The following is a 15,066-nucleotide window of genomic DNA, read 5'->3' as shown; positions in this document are numbered from 1 at the left end:
GATATAGTTAGGTATCCTAGTCTTTAACATAACTTGTTATTTTCCTTTTTTAACACCTCAACCCTCTCTTTAATTAATACTTCTAATTCACCTATATCTTCTAATGTAGCTCTATTTCTAATAAAGCATCTTGCACTAGTCCTATTCTTTAAATAATTTGCATGATCTCTATTTTTTTCTCTCCATCTTTTATCTGCATTCCTTTGTGCTTCACTTGTTTTCCTCATTTTAACCCTCCTACTTTACTAAAAAGATTAACTATTATTGTTACAAAAACTAAAAGCTTTGTTGCTTTTTTAAATTTTTTATAAAGATTATTATATAAATGTAAACCTTGGTCAATACTTTTTATATATTTTTAACAAGCATTTAACAAAAAAAGCTAGTAAGTAGAAATTAATCTACCTACTAGCTTTCTAGGATTCTACAAATTTAAAATTAATATAATTTCAGGAGGTACCTTAATTATTATATATTATTCAAGAGCAATATATTTTGTTATATTTAATATAAAGAAATAGCTAGCAAGTAATATTTTCTTAAAAATATTTTTATGTTTCTCATAAATCTCTAATAAGTTTTTTATTACTACTTCTGCTACCTCATCTGTAACCTCATACTCATATTCATAGTGCATATTACCACTCTCCTATAAATAGCATTTCACTATTTTAAAAATTTTATTATTATAAACAAAACTAAAAAATAAAAAAGCTAGCAAGCAAAACTTCTCTTACCTACTAGCTTAAATTGAAATATTAGTAATATAGTAATCATTATTATTATTTCCTAACATTTTAATTTTATTCATAAATAAAAAGTAGCAAATAAGGATTTGTCCCTATCTACTGCCTTTTTATAAGTATAGTACTATTATTAATTATGACCAATTAATTGAATTCATTAAAATAAAATAGTAAAATTAAACAAAGTAATTAACGAAGATATCTTTCATATAATAGTAAAAATCACATAAATATTTATAGTGAAAAAAGATTTTTATTACATGGCACAATAGAGGTGATTATTATGAATAAAATTTATAAACTCATTATTTATATTCTATTAGGATTGGCAATAAGTATAACGCTTTATTCTATATACTTAGTAAATATAGAATTTATATTAAGAGGTTTTATTCATATAATATTCTTAACTTCGTTGCTATTACTAGACAAATTAGATGGTAAAAATAGAAAAATAGTAGAAATAACTTTTTGGATTTCTTCTATGATAATAATTATTTCTGATTTTTATAAAATATTTTTGTAAAATAAAAAAGGTAGCAGATAAGGACTGATTCCTTAACCACTACCTTTTTATAAGTATAGTACAATACTATTTATAAGTATAACCAAATACTTAGATAAATATAACATTTATAAATCAACCCTATTTCCGACATAATTAGAGTAAATTTATTGACTTCCTTCCATTTTTATGCTATTTTGTAATTGATATAATAAACCAGTATTAGTTTTAATTTAATTAATACTCTTGAACCTATATATAAATATAAAGAGCGATTAATCCACCCCACAATTAAGATTAATCGCTCTTTTGATTTTCTTATTATTGTAGTACAGTACACATTTACATTATTATTATTATTATTTAAATACAATATAAATCTATTTAATATTTCTACTTATTTATCTTCTAAGTGTCTATTTTTAATATGTTCTTTTACATTTATTGATTAATAATGAAAATTATTGTACTTTATAGTTGTAAAATCCTCAATATAATTTACAAGGAAGAGCAGTTTTTAACTTATTATTTTATTCTGTAATTGCTCTTTACAACTTTATAAAACAACAAAGAGACAGCAACCAAGGAAATTATCCCTGATTACTGTCTTTTTGTTTTCTTGTTTTATAAGCATACTACAGAACTATTATTTAGTTAAAATATACTCCCAACATGCAGGACCTAAATTACTGTCGTTCTTAAATCCTAATTTAGCATTTAAATTTACGACAGCTTGATAAAAACTTCCGTTTCCCTTAGCTGGACCATATGAACCATCTATAGGTCCATTATATAAACCTAAAGCTTTCATACTTGATTGTGCTAAAAATACATAAGTTCCCTTTGCTCCATATTTTAATACATTATCTTTACACTTTTCTAACAATTTTGACTCCTCCTCTATTGTTGATTCACTTTCTACTGGTTTATGACTTTCTACATGCTTATTCTCGCTTGGTACTTGTCCTGTAATTCCTTCTACTATTGCATTAGCGATAGTTTCTACCCCTAAGTTATTCCACTTTATAAAGTCGTCTTCTGTGTCTACAAAACACATCTCTAGCAACATAGCAGGAGCATTGGTATGTCTTAATACATAAAGTTCAGAGAACTTGTATCCTCTATTTTTAAATCCTGTTCTCTTGCAATAAGTTTCTATTAATTTCTTAGCTTCTTCTTTAGCTCCACTAGTATTGGTAGTGTATATCTCTGCTCCAGTTCCTCCACCAGCATTAAGATGTAAGCTTAAAAATAGATCTAACTTTTGTGCATTAGCTTTATTAACTATAGCTGCTAGCTGTTCATTTACAGAGCTAGCACTATTACAACTACAATCTATTACTGTATGGTCTAAAGCTCTTAACTTTTGTATAACCTTATCTCCAACTTGTCTATTCTCTTTAGATTCATTAAGTAAACCTACAGCTCCACACGGACTTTTATCCCATGTACTATGTCCTTTGTCTATTCCTATTATCACTTAAAATCACTCCTTTTAAATATAAAGTAAAAGAGTAGCCTATTTGACTACTCTACTTTACTAGATTGTTTTACTACTTGGTTTGTTAATACTGTGGCACCAACTACCAATATACCTTGAATAACAGATTCTGCACTAAGCCCCATTACTGCAACTGCTCCAGCTACACCTATAGGTAATAAGATTACTGGTATATACTTATCTACAACACTCTCTGTTTTCTTTAAAATGAACCCTATAACATATAGTGCAGGTATTAAGACTAAAGCATTCTCCATTATAAAGTTTGTAAATTCCATTTTACATCTCTCCTCTTAAATTTGATTTTATTTCTTCAACATCTTCTTTGATGTCCTCAACTACATTAAATTTTTCAGCTAGCTCTGAAATTACTTCTTGATTCTTATTGATAACTCTCTGTAATTTTTCCTCTCTAACCTTACTCTCTTTTCTGGTGTCTATTAGTAGCCATACAAAAAGAACTGCCCATGCTCCTTGATTTAATATAACTTTAAATAAGTCATTTTCCATACATTATTACCACCTCTCTTCTAATTTTTTTGTATAAAAAAGAGACTAGAATTTCTTCTAATCTCTTTTAAATCTTTTATTCAATTACTTAATCATTTTTTATTAAAATTTGATTAAATACATTTTACTGAATCTTGCTTAACCTTTCCTCACGATCTATTAACTTCAATTTCAAACGCAACTCACTCATCTTACTGAGTATATCATTTATCTTCCTGGTGTCTGTTAGCTCACAGTTCTCTAATTCCTGCATAATTTCTTTAAAAGAATTTTCAATATTATTATACCCAACATTTTTTGTTATAGAATATTTATAAGATATTCTATGTATTAATCCATTTAAATAATTTGTTTTTGATACAATTTCCAATACCTTCACAATATCCCTCCGTATTTTTAATTACTTCTGTGCATTTAATGTTTCATTAGTACATATATATCCATTTAAATCTCTTAAATTGCAGCAACTATTTTTTATAATTCCACACTAAATATTTTAAATCAAACATAAAAAAATGTCAATTTTTGCATATTAAACAATTTTTATTTTATTTGTTGGTATTTTTTATCTAAAAATAGTTATTCTTAGCAAATACTATATACTTAATTTAAATATAGCTAAGCTCAAGTTATTTTCCTAATAGATTCCATTTCTCCGTATTTACAAGGTTGCAAATATATTTGATATCTATAAATTTCAGTAATAACTCTTTTTCCATATGTTCCTCCTTAATACAAATGCAAAATCTAGAATTACTATTACTCTTTTTTGAATCTTTTGTTTATATAGCTCTCCCTATGGTTAACTTAATTTTATCTTTTTATAAAAAAGAACCTATCAAATTGGTTCTAACTTATTTCATATCCTCTCTTTTTAAGTTCTTCCTTAACTCCATCTAAATATTTATCTGGCACTTTCTTTATTCCATCTGCTCCGTCTAAACTTCTTTCTTTTGCCTCTACTAAATCTGCATAAATCTTAATCATATTAAATTAATCCTCCTTCCACTATTTCTGCTAACGCTAATTCCAAATCTAATATTTTTTGATCCTTCTCTTCCGAAAGTTCTGCCATAGCCAATTTAAGTTGTAAGTTTTCTTCAACTAAGGCCTCATAGGACATTTCTTTAATATCCTGCTCACTTAATTCAATAAATGACTTTGTTTCTTCATCATATCTATAATTTAAAGATTTAATTTCGTCATTTATATCTTCTATCATCTTCAAGTAAGACGGATAAGAAGAAGGAATAAATGTCACCCCTGCTTCTTTGGGTATTATCTTTTCAATTGTATTATTTCTTAAAGTATTCACTAAAATATATTTCATATAATCCTCCTAATACCATTCTAAAGTGTAAGCACAATTTTCTAATTTATAGCCTGCCTGTGAATGTTCAAAGGTTATTTTTTGTATAGACTCATAATCTAATTTGTTAGTAGATGTTGTTAATCTATAAGACATATCGCTATTTCTCATAGCACAATGTAGATTCATTGACATTACATATGAAGTTCCACTAACTTTCATAAATTCTACTACCATACTAAAGCTTGCTCCTACAGTCCAGTCAGTAACATATTTCCCATTAACATTTACATATACAGAAGACAATTCTTGTTTATTACCACAACTAAATGTACAACGTATAAAATTAGCATTAGGGTTTGGCATAACAATATCAAATTTAGTAGCAGTTCCTAACAGTTCATATTTTGCTTTGTTTGTCCCTAACCACTCTAATATAGCTTGTACATCACTGCAAAATCTAATATTATTGTCAGATGAATTATTAACTCTATAAGCTAGAGCCCCATTCATTCTGTCCTGATTTGGATAAGTACTCTTAAAGAATCTAGTTGTTAAGTCCCCATTACTATCTCTTTTGGCGATAGTATTAGCCGTGCCTGATGTAGACTCTGTTGCATTATTAAGCTTTGATGAATCAGCAGCTTTACCATTAGAAGCTAAAGCACCTATAGTAGCAGGAGTTATTGCTTTACCTCCAACTCTTCCATTATCACTATATAAAAAATGTCCATTTGTTAATCCTGTAGTAGTTGTTGTAGTAGATACTGTATTAGGTCCAGCAGGACCTTGAGGACCTCTAACATTTCCTAAATCAATTTCTTTTAATGCCACTTTTTCTCCCTCCTTATTAAGATATCGTTACGTATAAATGTCCATCTTCTTTTATTGTAAAAGCTAATTGTGGCGTATCTCCTTTAGGACCTTGTGCTCCTGTAGGCCCTGCTGGCCCTGCAGGGCCTTGAGCTCCTCTATCTCCTTTTGCACCAGCTGGACCTGTTGGTCCTTGAGCACCTTGTGCTCCAGTTGCACCTTTAATATTTCCAGTTTTAACCCAACTTCCAGTAGCTTTACTATATACATCAAAATTTGAAGTATTTAAATAAAAATCTCCTGTTTTTCCTTGAGTAGATGGTGCTACTGTTCCTGTAATCCATGTTGCCCCATCTGCTCCTTTTGCACCCGCTGGTCCTGTAGGTCCAATTGGTCCAGTTTCACCCCTAGCACCCGCTGGACCTTGTGGTCCTCTTTCTCCTGTTGCTCCTTTAGGACCTTGTGGTCCAACTACACTTCCTAAATCTAATTCTTGAGCCATTAACTACACCTTCCTTCAATTAATCTATCCTATATATTAAATGTCCTCTTTCATCTATTTCTAAAGGTGGTATAGGTTTGCTGTCATTTACCATTGCATATAAGTGTCCGTCTTCCTTTATTTTCATTCCAAAAAATCCTGTATCGCCTTCATCACCTTTATCACCTTTTGCTCCTGGATCTCCCTTATCTCCTTTTTCACCTTTATCTCCTTTAGGTCCTTGTGGTCCTATTAACTCTTCTTTAGGAGGAATTTTTTTAATAGCTTCATCTACCCTTCTTACAGCATCTTTAGCCTTTTCTATCCATTCCTTCATAGTCTCAATTATTTTTTCTATAACTGTATACTCGTTTGAACTTTCTATACTACTGTTAGAACGTAAGGACTTCTTAATATTTACATCAAGAATAAAAGTTGATATTGTATCTTCATTTTCTTTTATTTCAATTTCTAGTTGTAATATACCTAGAGTAGATAAAGCCCCACTTGTAAGCCTTAATTCACATTCTCCTTTAGTTGCCGAGGTTATTGTCATATCATTGTATATTTCTTTTCCGTCGGGTTTCTTACCAAAGAACCTTACAGTTTTTCCTGTTAAATCAAAAGGTACTCCATTATCTAGTATTCTAAATAATAAGTACCTTGCATTATCACTTTGTTTAACTTGTATAGGATTATATAAATCTTTACTAACATCTATATCAACCTTCTTAGGAAATTTCATATTATATCTCCTTCCTATGCTATTACATTAATAGATATTTTAGCTGTAATCTTTTTATTTCCCTTGTAGGACATTAAATAAGTTTTATTATCTGCTGTATAAAATTCTATTGCTTGCGAAATTATAGTACCACTTAATTTTATTAATCCTTTTTCATAATCCACATCTTGATAAATTCTTTGGTTTCCAAATATAGTTAAAGGATATGATGATAGAATTTCCTTGTAATTACAATCTACTATAAACTTTTTACCTTTAAATTCATTCGGTAAAGCAATCTCTAAGTTCCAAGTACCTGTACTACTTGCTGTTATATTCTTTAAATCATAGTAATTCAAATGATAATATTCCCTTTCACTATCTCCAAACTTATTATAAAAGCCTTTCTCTGGACTTATAACTATTTTGCTACCATCAGGTAGTTCACTTTCAAATGTACCAGTTTCCATCCATATTTTTGTCATTCCATTCTTAGAAGAAAATAATCTTCCGACAATCTTATCAGCTATTATCCCCTCTGCTGTAAATGCACTTGTAAAATCCCAATCCTTTCCGTCTGGAGTTCTCTGCTGACTAATCTGTATTCCAGCACTTCCTCCAATCATACACCCATATGTAGAAGAATTAGAATCTAAGTCTTCCCAGATAAATGCTCTTACATCTTGTAATTGTCCTATCTCTTTTTGAGCTTTTAACTTAGCTTTAGTAGCATCTAAAAATCCCTGTATTTCATTTGCTTTTACGCTACCATCACCATTCAAAATGCTTTCTACTTTATTTCTAACATCAGTCTGCTTACTAAAGAAGCTTTCCTTAAATTCTCCAACATCTACAGTCTCATATTTCCTTGTTAGTATGTTCCATGTATATCCTATACAGCGTGATGCAAAATCAATATCTAACTTCTCATGATAAATTGTTATTGTGTCCCCTAGTCCAATATTAACTAATCCTTTGACATACTTATATTTAGTAGTGTTCTCTAAAGGAGCAACTTTTGTAGTACCTGTTACAGTTGGCTTATCAAGTCCACCATCATACAACTCTTTCATTCTAATTCTCATTGATTTATATAACTCTTCAACAGTATCAAATCCTTCACCATCACTAGAATCTTCTTTTAGCTTTAAATCGGACATTTCTACAAAGTCCTCTTTAATTTCTCTGTATCTATTTATTAGTGGGCTATCTATGTATTTTTCCGGAAGCATTCTTCCATTAAAGGCTACAGGATAACCTCTTGTTATTACATTATCCTCATTATCTTCTAAACCTAGCTCTAACATATTATTGCCATAGTTTATATAAGCCCCATAATCACCACCGATATGATCATTTACAGTTACATTATAATTGTCTAAGAATATCTCGCCACCCCACCTAGAAATAAGTGTATTATCAGTATTCCCATTAATAGCAGCAACCCTATTCATTTTTACAAAATATGCTGTTGCTAATTTTTTTATATTAGATTTTCCACTAAATTTAGTTTCATTAAGGATTATATCTAACGCCTCTTGACATGTTTTATTCTCAGCTCTATTATCTAAAATAATACTTTTATTTAAATCAAAGAATATATGTCTGGCCTTTATATTTAAGCCACCTACCATATTCTTTTTAATACTATAAACATGAAATAACTGACCATTAGAATAAGGAGTTGGAGCTTTAATAATTCCATCATTTTTTATAAACTTCCATCTACCTTCTTTATCACATGGATGTGATAACTCTATTTCACAAATTCCATTTAATTTAATTTTAAATAATGCTTTATTAGGCCTTAATGTAACATTACCATCAGATTCAAAGTTATTATTATCTGGGTTATAAAACTCTATAGACATTACAAACACCTCCAGTTTGGAATAACTGTAATATTAAAATTACCATTCCAATTAAATTTATTTTCCCCAGGCTTAAGATATAAATCTTCCCACTTACCAGTTTTTCTATTATTCTCAATAGCTCCTTCTCTATAAATAAGTTCTAGATCTGTGTCAATAAGTATCTCTTGTCCTATGTTTAATTTAATTAGATTATCATTAACATATAGATTAAGTACTCCTTCACCCTTTATACGGTAAATAGGTTTAGATACATCTCCATAATTACACAATGTTGGAGGTAATGAAATTTCATGAATCCCATCTATATCATAAGTGTATGGATCACATATAAAATTTATATTGGCTTCACCTAATCCATTAAATACAGTCTTAAAATTATTAGGTACTTCAACTTTTTTGACCTTATAAAAATAACCCAAGTCAGTAGAAAACATTAATTTATTATCCTCTATCTGATTGAGCCATCTTTTAATACTTCTATATCTGTTTTTTATTATTTTCTCATCTAGAATATCTAAATTTACCGGAATAACTATATCTTCATAACCACCTAAATCTTCATACAAATCACCATCAGCACCATCTATACTTATAGGATTCATATGTTTATTAGGGAAAGGAATTATAACTTCATTTAGTAACTTAATTTTAAAATCTTTATAACTATTCTTATTATTGAATACAATAAATTCCGCCATCTAATTTCCTCCCCTTGATACACTATAACTATTCTGATCCTCGCTTATATTTTCTATAACCATTGGAGTTGTTACCTCTGCAATAACTTCACTATCTAATGGTACAGAAACTTTAGCTATAATATTAAAACTTGGATTATAATTTTTACTAGCACTATTAGTGTTTTCTACATTAACATTATTCTCTGCAACTACTCTAGCTGTAGTTCTAGCAGTCTCATAATCTACTGTGCCTTTCATTTTAGCCAATAAATCCTTCATGTTTGCATCAATATCTTTTTCTAAATTAGGAGTCTCTATATCAATACCTACACCAATACCTTTTACTATGTTAGTACCTATCAAATCTCTCATTACACGAGAAGGCGAATGTATCCCAAAGAAATCTTTAATTCCTCCAATTATATTACTAGCAAAGCCTCCTATTTTATCCATTATCCAGCCACCCATATTAGAAATACCATTCCAAAGACCTTGTATAAGATTCTTACCAATACTAGCTGCACTATCCCAGCTCAGTATATTCTTTAACCCTTGAATTGCACTTATTGCAACATTTTTTGCAGCTTGTACCAAATTCCCTACCGAACTACTTATACCATTAGTAACCCAACTTATTAAGTTCCTACCAATACTTCCTCCTGAGGTAAATATCCCTTTTATTCCATTTACAACACTTTCAGCCGTAAACTTAGCAACTGTACCTATATTAGATACCATAGATTTAATTCCATTACCAATACCAGTTATTAAATTCTTACCAATACTAGCCCAATTCATTAAGGTAAATACATTTACTATAGCCATTATTATTTGTGGAATATTAGCAACTAGTGTTGGTATAGACTGAATCAATCCTTTAATAAGCATTCCTATAATTTGAACACCTGCCATAAGTATTTGAGGTAACGCATTGTATATAGCATTTGCAAAACTATTTATTATCCTAGGAACCTCTGCAATTAACGTAGGCAAAGCACTAACTAATCCTTGTACTAAAGCTAGTATAATATCTATTGCTACATCTACTATCAAAGGTAAGTTTTCAATTATCATGTCACACATAGAAACCATTAAGTTAACTATAGTTGGTATTAAGGTAGGTAAATTCTTTGCTATACCTTTCCCTAATGTTGTCAAAGCTTGTAACCCTATCTCTAAGAGCATTGGTAATGACTCAACAATACCATTTACAAGTGAAGAAGTTACATTAATTCCTGCTTGTACCATTCCAGGTAATATAGAACTTATTAATTCCGGTATTTTATTAATAATTGATGGAAGTAATTTATCGATTAACTTTCCAATACCATTTATAGCAATTTCTATTCTTGGCAATAAATTTTCCCCTAAAGTCCCCACACTATTAACTAAATTATCTACTAGCTTATCAAAATCAGCACTATCATCAGCCATACCAGTTAATAAATTAGTCCATGCAGACTTAGTCATACTCAAACTACCTTCAATCGTAGAAGCAGCTTCCTTTGCTGTTGTTCCAGTTATACCCATTTCATTTTGTATAACATGAATGGCTTCTATTATGTCACTGAAATTACTAATATCATACTTAATACCGCTAATTTTACTAGCTTCTTGGAGTAACCTCTGCATTTCTTCTTTAGTTCCTCCAAAACCTAATTTAAGGTTATCTAACATTGTATAGTTCTGCTTGGCAAACCCTTGATAAGCATTTTGTATAAGTTCTATACTTGTACCCATCTTATTAGCATTATCAGCCATATCCTCAACAGCCATATTACCTATTTTAGCAGCTTTTTCAGTGTCTCCACCAAGTCCTTGTAATAATGAAGCTGCAAATCCTGTAATAGTATTCATATACTCGTTTGCAGACATTCCTGCTGCCTTATATGCATTATTTGCATACTCCATTACTTTATCGCTACTGTTCTTAAATAATGTTTCAACCCCACCAGTCAATTGTTCATATTCAGCATATTGTTTTACCGATAAACCAGCCAAAGTTGCTACTGCAGTTGTAGCAGCAGCGACCATCCTAGCTACTGCTGTTGCACTAGTTTTAGCCATACTACCAATTTTGCTACTAAGACTTTTTATATCTTTTTCTGCACCTGAATTATCAACCGTAGTATCAATAATTATTTTTCCATCAGCCAAGTTGTTCACCTACTTTCTTTATAAAATAAAAAAAGCAGGCATTGGCTCACTACTCTATGGTGTGGCTCTAAGCTCTGTCTTTTGGATCCTCTAATTTAATTATCTTTTTGAATCTAGGGCATTTAATTTCACCTTTAACAAAATCAGCTTTTAAGAGTAGCTGATTGCAATTTGCACATCTTATATCTTTAATTCTCATCACCTCATTATCTATAAAAGCACTAATTTTCATTTAAGATAATTAGAATATTTACAACACTTTACTTAAATCACCACCATGTAATAAAGCTATAGTTATATCATCAAGTTTATTCTGCTCATCCTTAGAAATTGGTATTTCATATAACTTCTGCATTCTCTTATAATAAGCCTTTTGTTCTTTATCCTTAACTTTAGATAAATCCATGCTCCTATATCCCATAATCTTAACTATCATATTATCATCTTTAAGAGACTTGAACATAGCCTTAAACTTCCACCAATGCAAATACTCTATACCTTGTAAATCTATATTGTATTGGTCTAAAAACGCAGAATATATATAATCATCATCATATTCAAAGCTGTAAATTTGAGTAACACCCTTACTTTTACCATTTCCTTTTGATGAAGATACATCTTTACCACATCTATAAAACCACAGCATTTGTTCTATAGCTTCTTTAATATTTTCAGGTATATCTGGATAATAAAGTTGTAATGCCATAAGAATTTTATCATCTTCATCTATAGTTCCATCTTGCATTAATAATTCAAATAAAATAGAAGTACGAAAATCACTATTAATCTCGTACTCCTTATTATCAATGTTAACTGTAGTTGGAACTAAGTCGACCAAAATATTCATTATTTCTTACTTCTTCTAGTAGCTCTATTAGGGGAGTATTTATTCATTAGCCTGTCAAGTTCTTTCTTTTGCTCATTCATTTTTAGAACAAATTCCTCTAAAGCCTTTATACAAACCATCAGATTAACTTTATTTCCAAAAACTTTTTTATCTGTTCCTTCTCCAAACATAGTATTAAATACTTCGAATATAGCTGTGCATAATGTTCTTATACCTTCAACGTTATTCATCCCTCGAACTTCTTCTTTTACAAGTTGTAAATTATTCAACACTTCATCGAACTTTTTAGCGACTTTAAGATCATATATATCTAAATCCTCTAATTCAACTCCGTTAATTATCATTTAACGTTCCTCCATTTCTATTTTATAGTCCAACTACTTCCTAATGTAGCAGTCTTTAAAGCTCCATTATCTTTAAATGTAAATTTATCTAAATCAAAAGGAACTCCTTTAAATTTATCTTCACTATCATTGAACGTTATTCCTGGCACAGATATTTCAGTTATTGAACCAGTATTGCTATAACTTACATCAACGACCTTCTTAGTAAATCCTTCTTCAAATGTCTTTGTAGAAGTATCAAAAGTTCCTTCAATTGGGTCACTTTGTCCTAAAAAAGTACCTGAAATTCCTAACTCCCCATCATTATCATCAAAGCTATCGACAGCAATCGCAACTTTAAATTTTCTAGCTCTAAATTTATTTTCTTCAGATGCTTTCTTATCTAAATCAACTATTATATACTCTGTTTCTGTATCAGCACCAGTTAATAACATCTCTCCAATATTTCTTATATACTCAATTGCTTTATCAGAAGCTATTTGATCTGTATTAAATGATGTTGACCACTCATAACCAGTAATACTTTGAGTAGCACTTACTTGATTTATATATCTTTTATTAGCAGTTTGAGCACTAGGGCTTTCATTAAGTTCTGTAAAACCAGTTCCTAAAAGTTCAAATATATCATTCACTTTTAAATAATTAGCTTGTATACTCCTCTTTCTAATTCCCATTCTATCTTCCTCCTTTTTGAAAGTAAGTAATTCTCATTTGAATTTGATATCTAGCTTTATCAACATCTGTTTGAAATGCATATCCAGTAGTTAAACACTCTATTGTTCTACACTCTTTATCATTTAAATCCGGTAAATTGCCTTTTATATTTTCTTCTTCTATCCAATTTGCAAAATCCTCGTAAAATCCACTATTGGAAATATTATTTAATACATCTGGACCATATGACTCCCTACTAGCAAATATAAATTCAAACTGTCTTATGCTAGATCCATCTACATATTTTTTTACTATTGGATTACATGGAGTTTCTTCAATACTGTACATAGTTGATTCCTCACCAAGATAATCAACATTTACTTTTACTGCTCCATTAAATTCCTGCAGATAAGGGCATGTTCTTATAAATTTTCTAATACTATCTATAATCACTTAGCTCTACCTCCTACAAAATCAACTATTGTTTTAACTACACTATTCCCTTTATCGGCCCAAGCTCTTTTATCCCATCTCCTACCTCTTAAGCCTCCAAAGCTAGTACCTTGTTTACCATTTCCGGCATTCTTATAAAATTGTTCAGCTGCATATGGAGCGTTATATTCAATATTAGTAGGATTAACTTGAACCATCATATCCTTCAATCTACCAGTTAAGAAAGGTGTATAAGGATTCATAATTTTGTAGCATTCCTTAGTAAATCTAACTTGAGCTTTTCCATTCTTATTAAGATACCTCTTAAGTAATATCTTTTCTGTTTTATCCATTTCAATTCTTACAGTTGTAGCCATTACTTACACTCAACCTCCCAATGACCTGACCACTCCTGAACACCAAGAATATTAACAACATCATCATATTCTCTTTCTAAATCAGCTATTGAGTTAGGTTTAAGTCCTGTAATTTCAAAATCAATTTCACCTTTAACAATTATGTCATTAACTCCAAAAGTAAAATAATTAGGTCTTTCTTCATTGGTTAACTTAGCAAATCTTTTAGGGCTAACATACCCTGGTATTTTATCAATAAAAATAAGAATGCTATCATCACGATTTAATCCTTTATCGCCAACAGTAGCATTCCTTTTACCTTGCCAATTAACTTCCCTTATAACAACTCTTTGATACCTATCAACATCATTTTCTTTATCATAATACTTATTATAAAGAGTGATATCAGCATTCTTAAATAATACCCCCATAATATCTCACCCCATTAACTTAAGAAATGGAGCTGGTAATAACTCTTTAATATCATCAGTTATGGTCCATTTTCCTTCATCAGAGAAAGTCATGCTTTGACCACCCTCACTAAATGATTTCACTCCTGGCATTACTTTATAACTTTCAGCTTTTTCAACTAAGAGTTGAACAGCTATTCCATAATTGGATAAAACATATTCTTTAGTCCACTTAGGATTACCAGTAACATTTAAATAGCCTTTAATCTTTTCTATTGCAACATCCTCATTAGAGTACATTTACCCCCTCCTTAATATAAAATAAAAGAGAGTAACTAAGTACTCTCCATTTATGATTCATTCATAAGCCCTTTGGCTTTTAAATCTGCAATTAAATTATTAAATGTTGTTACTACTGCTGCAACTTGTGCCCCACCATCTAAAGCATCTACTTTATTTAATTTATTAATTACTGCATCTGATCCTTTGGGACCCTGTGGTCCAATAGCACCAGTTTCCCCTTTATCACCTTTAGGTCCTGTTGCTCCTGCAGGTCCAGTTTCTCCTCTTTCTCCTTTTGGTCCAACAGGTCCTGGAGTAAGTTCTATTTCTGATATACCATTTTCTATAGCATTTAGCCTTTCATGTGTAATTAATTCTCCATCTTGCCATGTATGTTTTTGATATGCCATTTATATCACCTTCCTATTCTTTGCCTACTTT

General features: G+C 30.3%; 23 protein-coding genes and 1 pseudogene. 1 reads left to right on the top strand and 23 read right to left on the bottom strand.

Annotation, left to right across the window (positions count from 1 at the left end):
* Nucleotides 1-23 precede the first annotated feature (23 nt).
* A complete protein-coding gene (locus tag DR024_RS16600; protein WP_111919331.1) occupies nucleotides 24-227 on the bottom strand; it encodes a hypothetical protein in 204 nt (67 codons plus the stop codon).
* Nucleotides 228-475: 248 nt separating this feature from the next.
* Nucleotides 476-637: a hypothetical protein gene (locus DR024_RS17840; protein WP_172458965.1), complete on the bottom strand. Its 162-nt coding sequence runs from the start codon at nucleotides 635-637 to the stop codon at nucleotides 476-478.
* A 392-nt stretch (nucleotides 638-1,029) separates the two neighbouring features.
* On the opposite strand from DR024_RS17840, the gene DR024_RS16595 reads away from it, so the two are divergent.
* Complete coding sequence (locus DR024_RS16595; protein ID WP_111919329.1) at nucleotides 1,030-1,272, top strand: hypothetical protein; 243 nt, start codon at nucleotides 1,030-1,032, stop codon at nucleotides 1,270-1,272.
* Between the two features lie 625 nt (nucleotides 1,273-1,897).
* Here the strand turns inward: DR024_RS16595 and DR024_RS16590 are convergent.
* The 21 genes and pseudogenes from DR024_RS16590 to DR024_RS18180 form a co-directional block, all read right to left on the bottom strand.
* The gene (locus DR024_RS16590; protein WP_111919327.1) at nucleotides 1,898-2,731 is read right to left on the bottom strand and encodes an N-acetylmuramoyl-L-alanine amidase; all 834 of its coding nucleotides are present in this window, start codon (nucleotides 2,729-2,731) and stop codon (nucleotides 1,898-1,900) included.
* A gap of 47 nt (nucleotides 2,732-2,778) precedes the next feature.
* A complete protein-coding gene (locus DR024_RS16585; protein ID WP_055253826.1) occupies nucleotides 2,779-3,030 on the bottom strand; it encodes a phage holin family protein in 252 nt (83 codons plus the stop codon).
* A 1-nt stretch (nucleotide 3,031) separates the two neighbouring features.
* Complete coding sequence (locus DR024_RS16580) at nucleotides 3,032-3,262, bottom strand: BhlA/UviB family holin-like peptide (RefSeq protein WP_055253824.1); 231 nt, start codon at nucleotides 3,260-3,262, stop codon at nucleotides 3,032-3,034.
* Nucleotides 3,263-3,386: 124 nt separating this feature from the next.
* Nucleotides 3,387-3,641 (bottom strand): hypothetical protein, encoded by a 255-nt coding sequence (locus DR024_RS16575; RefSeq protein ID WP_055253822.1) that lies wholly within the window; start codon nucleotides 3,639-3,641, stop codon nucleotides 3,387-3,389.
* 470 nt (nucleotides 3,642-4,111) lie between these two features.
* Nucleotides 4,112-4,249 (bottom strand): CD1375 family protein, encoded by a 138-nt coding sequence (locus tag DR024_RS17835; RefSeq protein WP_156333927.1) that lies wholly within the window; start codon nucleotides 4,247-4,249, stop codon nucleotides 4,112-4,114.
* 1 nt (nucleotide 4,250) lies between these two features.
* Nucleotides 4,251-4,592: a hypothetical protein gene (locus DR024_RS16570; protein ID WP_055253820.1), complete on the bottom strand. Its 342-nt coding sequence runs from the start codon at nucleotides 4,590-4,592 to the stop codon at nucleotides 4,251-4,253.
* Between the two features lie 9 nt (nucleotides 4,593-4,601).
* Entirely contained in the window at nucleotides 4,602-5,405 is an 804-nt protein-coding gene (locus tag DR024_RS16565; protein ID WP_111919325.1) for a hypothetical protein, read from the bottom strand.
* 16 nt (nucleotides 5,406-5,421) lie between these two features.
* Entirely contained in the window at nucleotides 5,422-5,886 is a 465-nt protein-coding gene (locus tag DR024_RS16560; protein WP_111919323.1) for a collagen-like domain-containing protein, read from the bottom strand.
* Nucleotides 5,887-5,905: 19 nt separating this feature from the next.
* Entirely contained in the window at nucleotides 5,906-6,610 is a 705-nt protein-coding gene (locus DR024_RS16555; protein ID WP_111919321.1) for a BppU family phage baseplate upper protein, read from the bottom strand.
* A 14-nt stretch (nucleotides 6,611-6,624) separates the two neighbouring features.
* Nucleotides 6,625-8,460 (bottom strand): phage tail spike protein, encoded by a 1,836-nt coding sequence (locus tag DR024_RS16550; RefSeq protein WP_111919319.1) that lies wholly within the window; start codon nucleotides 8,458-8,460, stop codon nucleotides 6,625-6,627.
* Nucleotides 8,460-9,161, bottom strand: a complete 702-nt coding sequence (locus tag DR024_RS16545) for a distal tail protein Dit (RefSeq protein WP_111919317.1) — start codon at nucleotides 9,159-9,161, stop codon at nucleotides 8,460-8,462. The genes DR024_RS16550 and DR024_RS16545 overlap by 1 nt, the downstream gene beginning before the upstream one ends.
* Complete coding sequence (locus DR024_RS16540) at nucleotides 9,162-11,300, bottom strand: phage tail protein (RefSeq protein WP_111919315.1); 2,139 nt, start codon at nucleotides 11,298-11,300, stop codon at nucleotides 9,162-9,164.
* Nucleotides 11,301-11,367: 67 nt separating this feature from the next.
* Nucleotides 11,368-11,532, bottom strand: coding sequence for a Com family DNA-binding transcriptional regulator (locus DR024_RS16535; RefSeq protein ID WP_111919313.1), 165 nt, complete (start codon nucleotides 11,530-11,532; stop codon nucleotides 11,368-11,370).
* A gap of 18 nt (nucleotides 11,533-11,550) precedes the next feature.
* Nucleotides 11,551-12,147, bottom strand: coding sequence for a bacteriophage Gp15 family protein (locus DR024_RS16530; protein ID WP_111919311.1), 597 nt, complete (start codon nucleotides 12,145-12,147; stop codon nucleotides 11,551-11,553).
* Nucleotides 12,147-12,491, bottom strand: a complete 345-nt coding sequence (locus tag DR024_RS16525) for a DUF6673 family protein (RefSeq protein WP_111919309.1) — start codon at nucleotides 12,489-12,491, stop codon at nucleotides 12,147-12,149. Before DR024_RS16525 ends, DR024_RS16530 begins: the two co-directional genes overlap by 1 nt.
* 197 nt (nucleotides 12,492-12,688) lie before the next feature.
* Nucleotides 12,689-13,165: pseudogene (locus tag DR024_RS16520) on the bottom strand (hypothetical protein); the annotation flags it as partial.
* A gap of 1 nt (nucleotide 13,166) precedes the next feature.
* Nucleotides 13,167-13,598 carry a chloramphenicol resistance protein gene (locus DR024_RS16515; RefSeq protein WP_111919307.1) on the bottom strand — a complete coding sequence of 144 codons (432 nt, stop codon included), beginning with the start codon at nucleotides 13,596-13,598 and terminating at the stop codon, nucleotides 13,167-13,169.
* Nucleotides 13,595-13,954, bottom strand: coding sequence for a minor capsid protein (locus tag DR024_RS16510; RefSeq protein ID WP_111919305.1), 360 nt, complete (start codon nucleotides 13,952-13,954; stop codon nucleotides 13,595-13,597). The genes DR024_RS16515 and DR024_RS16510 overlap by 4 nt, the downstream gene beginning before the upstream one ends.
* Nucleotides 13,954-14,364 (bottom strand): DUF6751 family protein, encoded by a 411-nt coding sequence (locus DR024_RS16505; protein WP_111919303.1) that lies wholly within the window; start codon nucleotides 14,362-14,364, stop codon nucleotides 13,954-13,956. Before DR024_RS16505 ends, DR024_RS16510 begins: the two co-directional genes overlap by 1 nt.
* Before the next feature lie 6 nt (nucleotides 14,365-14,370).
* Nucleotides 14,371-14,643, bottom strand: a complete 273-nt coding sequence (locus tag DR024_RS16500; RefSeq protein ID WP_111919301.1) for a hypothetical protein — start codon at nucleotides 14,641-14,643, stop codon at nucleotides 14,371-14,373.
* Between the two features lie 50 nt (nucleotides 14,644-14,693).
* Nucleotides 14,694-15,035, bottom strand: coding sequence for a collagen-like protein (locus tag DR024_RS18180; protein WP_111919299.1), 342 nt, complete (start codon nucleotides 15,033-15,035; stop codon nucleotides 14,694-14,696).
* Nucleotides 15,036-15,066 lie beyond the last annotated feature (31 nt).

It is taken from the genome of Clostridium paraputrificum (assembly GCF_900447045.1).
Lineage (GTDB): Bacteria > Bacillota > Clostridia > Clostridiales > Clostridiaceae > Clostridium > Clostridium paraputrificum.
Note: the sequence above shows the minus strand (reverse complement) of the source record. Positions and strands in the feature narration are given on the sequence as shown.

Coding starts and splice junctions, on each gene's coding strand:
- DR024_RS16500 (WP_111919301.1), bottom strand. CDS start 14,643: ATGTACTCTAATGAGGATGTTGCAATAGAAAAGATTAAAGGCTATTTA.
- DR024_RS16545 (WP_111919317.1), bottom strand. CDS start 9,161: ATGGCGGAATTTATTGTATTCAATAATAAGAATAGTTATAAAGATTTT.
- DR024_RS16585 (WP_055253826.1), bottom strand. CDS start 3,030: ATGGAATTTACAAACTTTATAATGGAGAATGCTTTAGTCTTAATACCT.
- DR024_RS18180 (WP_111919299.1), bottom strand. CDS start 15,035: ATGGCATATCAAAAACATACATGGCAAGATGGAGAATTAATTACACAT.
- DR024_RS16535 (WP_111919313.1), bottom strand. CDS start 11,532: ATGAAAATTAGTGCTTTTATAGATAATGAGGTGATGAGAATTAAAGAT.
- DR024_RS16505 (WP_111919303.1), bottom strand. CDS start 14,364: ATGGGGGTATTATTTAAGAATGCTGATATCACTCTTTATAATAAGTAT.
- DR024_RS16525 (WP_111919309.1), bottom strand. CDS start 12,491: ATGATAATTAACGGAGTTGAATTAGAGGATTTAGATATATATGATCTT.
- DR024_RS16595 (WP_111919329.1), top strand. CDS start 1,030: ATGAATAAAATTTATAAACTCATTATTTATATTCTATTAGGATTGGCA.
- DR024_RS16600 (WP_111919331.1), bottom strand. CDS start 227: ATGAGGAAAACAAGTGAAGCACAAAGGAATGCAGATAAAAGATGGAGA.
- DR024_RS16555 (WP_111919321.1), bottom strand. CDS start 6,610: ATGAAATTTCCTAAGAAGGTTGATATAGATGTTAGTAAAGATTTATAT.
- DR024_RS16580 (WP_055253824.1), bottom strand. CDS start 3,262: ATGGAAAATGACTTATTTAAAGTTATATTAAATCAAGGAGCATGGGCA.
- DR024_RS16560 (WP_111919323.1), bottom strand. CDS start 5,886: ATGGCTCAAGAATTAGATTTAGGAAGTGTAGTTGGACCACAAGGTCCT.
- DR024_RS16550 (WP_111919319.1), bottom strand. CDS start 8,460: ATGTCTATAGAGTTTTATAACCCAGATAATAATAACTTTGAATCTGAT.
- DR024_RS17835 (WP_156333927.1), bottom strand. CDS start 4,249: ATGATTAAGATTTATGCAGATTTAGTAGAGGCAAAAGAAAGAAGTTTA.
- DR024_RS16530 (WP_111919311.1), bottom strand. CDS start 12,147: ATGAATATTTTGGTCGACTTAGTTCCAACTACAGTTAACATTGATAAT.
- DR024_RS16570 (WP_055253820.1), bottom strand. CDS start 4,592: ATGAAATATATTTTAGTGAATACTTTAAGAAATAATACAATTGAAAAG.
- DR024_RS17840 (WP_172458965.1), bottom strand. CDS start 637: ATGCACTATGAATATGAGTATGAGGTTACAGATGAGGTAGCAGAAGTA.
- DR024_RS16510 (WP_111919305.1), bottom strand. CDS start 13,954: ATGGCTACAACTGTAAGAATTGAAATGGATAAAACAGAAAAGATATTA.